The following is a 3569-nucleotide window of genomic DNA, read 5'->3' as shown; positions in this document are numbered from 1 at the left end:
GACACAGATGGGCGCAAAATACCATTTCTTGTCATTCCCGTGAAAACGGGAATCCATTTTCAAAAACCGCATAAAAAGCCAGTTAATAAAAAAGTGCAAAAGTATAGATTAATATCTTTTTACTCCTAACGGAAAATTCATATTCTGTCAAGAGAAGGTTACTTCACATTCCAAAGTCCTTATGCGTAGGATACGGTAAAAAACCACAACTGCTGTGTAACCCATACCCCAACTCAACAACCAGCCCTCGCAAGATGGGGTCAAGGGGGCTTCTTCGTGGCCGGGGTGCCTCACCCCCCCTTGCAGGAGGGGTCTGAGGGAGGCCAGGAGCGCATTGAGCCGGGGGGCGCTGCCGCCTCCCTTTTTTCCCTTGTTATTTGGTTTGCCACTCACCGGGCAGGCCGTGTGTGACGAAATCCCCGCCGGATATCTGCAGGCCATCCATGAGGTGTACGTAAACGTCGCCCGTGTTGATGTTCTGCCAGAGCAGGTCGGTCTTGCCATCGCCGTTGTAGTCTGCGGTTGCCTGAATCTGCCAGTTGGGCGGGATTCCTCTGGCTACATAGCCGCTGCCGGTTATCTTTGAGCCATCCATAAACCACATGGCAACGTCACCAGGTGTAGCGTTATGCCACAGAATGTCGGTCTTGCCGTCGCCGTCAAAGTCCTCCGTTGCCTTGATCTCCCACTCCAACGGTATGCCCTTGACGACAAGTCCGCCATCCGTGATCTTTGTCCCGGTCATCAACCATATGTATATGTCGCCGGTATTTTTATTACGCCACAACACATCGCTATGACCATCGCCATCAAAGTCGTTCTTGACCTTTGTCACGGTGCTGGAGGTAAACTCAACGGAGATGTCCCTGTCTGCGGTCATCGCAACCACACATTGGTTGGCAACTGGGGTGGAATCGCAGCCTGTCCAGGCCTTTAGCGTCGAACCGGTAGCCACCGCTGCCGTCAGGGTCACGGAGGCGCCTGCGGAAAATGAACCGGAACACGTCAGTCCGCAGTCGATACCGGAAGGCGAACTGGTAACAGTGCCCGAACCCGTGCCGGTCTTTTTCACCGTGAGATTGATACCGGAAACGCTACCAACGTTGAAGGCATATTCGTAAGTCTGACCATTAGCCCCCACCTGAAACCTCCACTTCCCGGTGGGGGCATCGCCCGGTAAGGCGTAGTACCAGTACCAGTAGGAGACAGCGTAATGTTGTGTCTTGTCATACGTATACTCCCACGATTTAAACACGGTGCCATCCGGACGATAGACCGTGTACGTGCTCTGCATACCTTCGAGCAGGTCTCTGTAGAAGATGTAAAAATAAACGGTGTCTCCGGGTTGGAAATTGGTCTTTTCGTTGGTAGTTTCCGTAACGGAACATTCGGTTGCTTCGTAGACGGCATTGCTTGTCATGAGTTTGAGCACGGCAGAGTCATAGTAGGGGCGTTGTGACTTCCACCACGAAGCGGAATTCATATTGTTACAACTACCATAGAAGGGGTCAATTACCTTATCGGCGGCGTCATGCACCTCAAAGTGCAGATGTGGTCCGGTGGAACTACCGGAGCTACCCACAATGCCAAGGTATTCGCCCTCCGCTACGGTGTTTCCTACGGCCTTGGTGGTGGTGGAACCCTTTTTGAAATGACCATACCAGGCGGTTGAGCCATCGCTGTGACGGACATATACGGCGTTCCAGTCAGCGTCCCCCGCTGCACAGTTTCTGTCGTAGTTGCCATCGGACTTATTAACAATCGTACCGGCTGCGGCTGCCACGACGGCTACCTCATCGTTGTCCATTTTTTTCCAGCCAAAGGGCCAGGGAAAAAAATCCGTCCCCCGGTGGTTATACCCTGAAGCGACATCATAGGTCCGTGTGCCACAATTATAGTCACGGAGGTGGTTGGGATAAGTCGGATCGTGATCGACAAAGGCCGATATACCATAGAAACCGTAGTCTTTCAGTGTATCCGAGGCCTTAAGGGGCAGGGAAAACAACACGGCAGCCCGTGGTTCATAGGCCGGCAGCTTACCCTGCGCCCTCAGACGCATCACGTTTTGCCGTATCTCCGCCTTGATCGCCTCCCTCTGTTGCGGTGTCAATTCAGGCTGACGCTGAGAGATATCATACACCCCAAAACCAAAGTTCGCCCCCTCCTGTGCGTACACCAGCAAATGACACATCAGTGCAATAATCATCACCGTAAACCCGTAAAACAATCTTTGCATAGCGTAAACTCCTCCTTTTGGCATTTATAAGCAACTCGATATATCTATGAACTCATCGACTTTAAATTACCTGGTAATTAATCTCCCTTGTGATTGAGCCGCATTAATGACGTTATCATTTGCGGTAAAGACCTCAATACCGCCAACTGTGGCAAAGTCGCCATCATCCGTAATGACTTTACTCGTTATGTTATTGCGGAATATAGCTTCAATAACAAACAAGTCATAGCCATCAAGTAGTTCGGTAGCAAGACGATTCATAGCGTTCTTTGTAACAGTTTCATCGATGTTTATGTCAACGGCTTTTGACATCGCTTCAATCTGGCTCCACGCAGCCTGGATTTCGCTGACAACTCTATTTCGTTCAAAGGGATAGTTGTGGCGGTATTCCTTGGTGTTCACCTTTCTATTTGAGCGAACAAAGAATTCTCTCTCAGTTTTTTCTATAAGATGAGATAATTCAGACAAGGATAGATTAAATCGAAGTAGCTTACTTTTAACTAAAGAAGCATTTCTTATATATGGGGAATACTCTCTAACTCTCCTGACAGAAGTTTTCTGAGCCGAAGCAGCAAGACCATGAGTTAACCAATACCAAACATTTGTGTCAACCATAAAGACATCGTCTGACCTTGGACTATCACACCGAAGATCAACAACAGAAGCATTAATCTTATAATTAACAGGCATTACAGTTCCTCAGCCTGTTGTAGTAAGACCTCATCCACCGCATCACGTCTCTTTTTATTGCCATAATACTCTCTGGCATTTTCTATCGAACGTCTGAAAGCTGTACGACCTATAGAGTTAATGTTTGTTATCTTGACAAGACGGTTTAGGTCTTCAGATTTTATATCTTCCAGCAGACGACCAATGGAGGCGTTAAAAAATAGAGACGCAAACAAATTAACGTTTTCAAAATTAAGCTCAACCGTGTTGCCGGCCAACAATATGGGATGTATCTGATCAAATATCTTTTGACCATCTTGCATTGTAATGCAGATTTCGCCTATTTCCTTATATATGTCTATTTTCATAGTATCTTCACCATCCTCAAAAAATCAGATCACTTGTAGTCTCATTAGAAAACCGATAATACAATGCATCACAGCTCAGAGCAATATTCACAATCGTACCTTCAAATAAAGTCTCTCTGTTGATGTGTTTCTCCTGTGTTTCATTAATTATATTATAACCTTCGCAGCTAAATATTTCAAGTATTCCCGGGTGCATAAGAAAGTAGTTGGTGGCTTCGTCAAAGAAAGAATGGGGGCTTCGCCCCCTACCCCCCACAAGAAGGGCGGCTCCGCCCCCTCCTTGACCTCCCCTGCAA

Annotated in this window: 3 protein-coding genes and 1 pseudogene; all 4 read right to left on the bottom strand. The window is 47.7% G+C overall.

All coding sequences use genetic code 11. From position 1 onward, the window contains the following. Positions 1 to 373: 373 nt before the first annotated feature. Positions 374 to 2236: a peptidoglycan DD-metalloendopeptidase family protein gene (locus HWQ67_RS14565; protein WP_218253417.1), complete on the bottom strand. Its 1863-nt coding sequence runs from the start codon at positions 2234 to 2236 to the stop codon at positions 374 to 376. Positions 2237 to 2302: 66 nt separating this feature from the next. Next, positions 2303 to 2638, bottom strand: coding sequence for a hypothetical protein (locus HWQ67_RS14560; protein ID WP_218253416.1), 336 nt, complete (start codon positions 2636 to 2638; stop codon positions 2303 to 2305). Between the two features lie 287 nt (positions 2639 to 2925). Continuing rightward, positions 2926 to 3273: an STAS-like domain-containing protein gene (locus tag HWQ67_RS14555; RefSeq protein WP_218253415.1), complete on the bottom strand. Its 348-nt coding sequence runs from the start codon at positions 3271 to 3273 to the stop codon at positions 2926 to 2928. A gap of 16 nt (positions 3274 to 3289) precedes the next feature. After that, positions 3290 to 3569 (bottom strand): annotated as a pseudogene (locus tag HWQ67_RS14550) (hypothetical protein); the annotation flags it as partial.

Origin of the sequence: Candidatus Magnetobacterium casense (assembly GCF_019173545.1) — a bacterium.
In the GTDB taxonomy this organism is placed as follows: Bacteria; Nitrospirota; Thermodesulfovibrionia; order Thermodesulfovibrionales; family Magnetobacteriaceae; genus Magnetobacterium; species Magnetobacterium cryptolimnobacter.
This window is presented reverse-complemented; position numbering and strand designations above follow the sequence as displayed.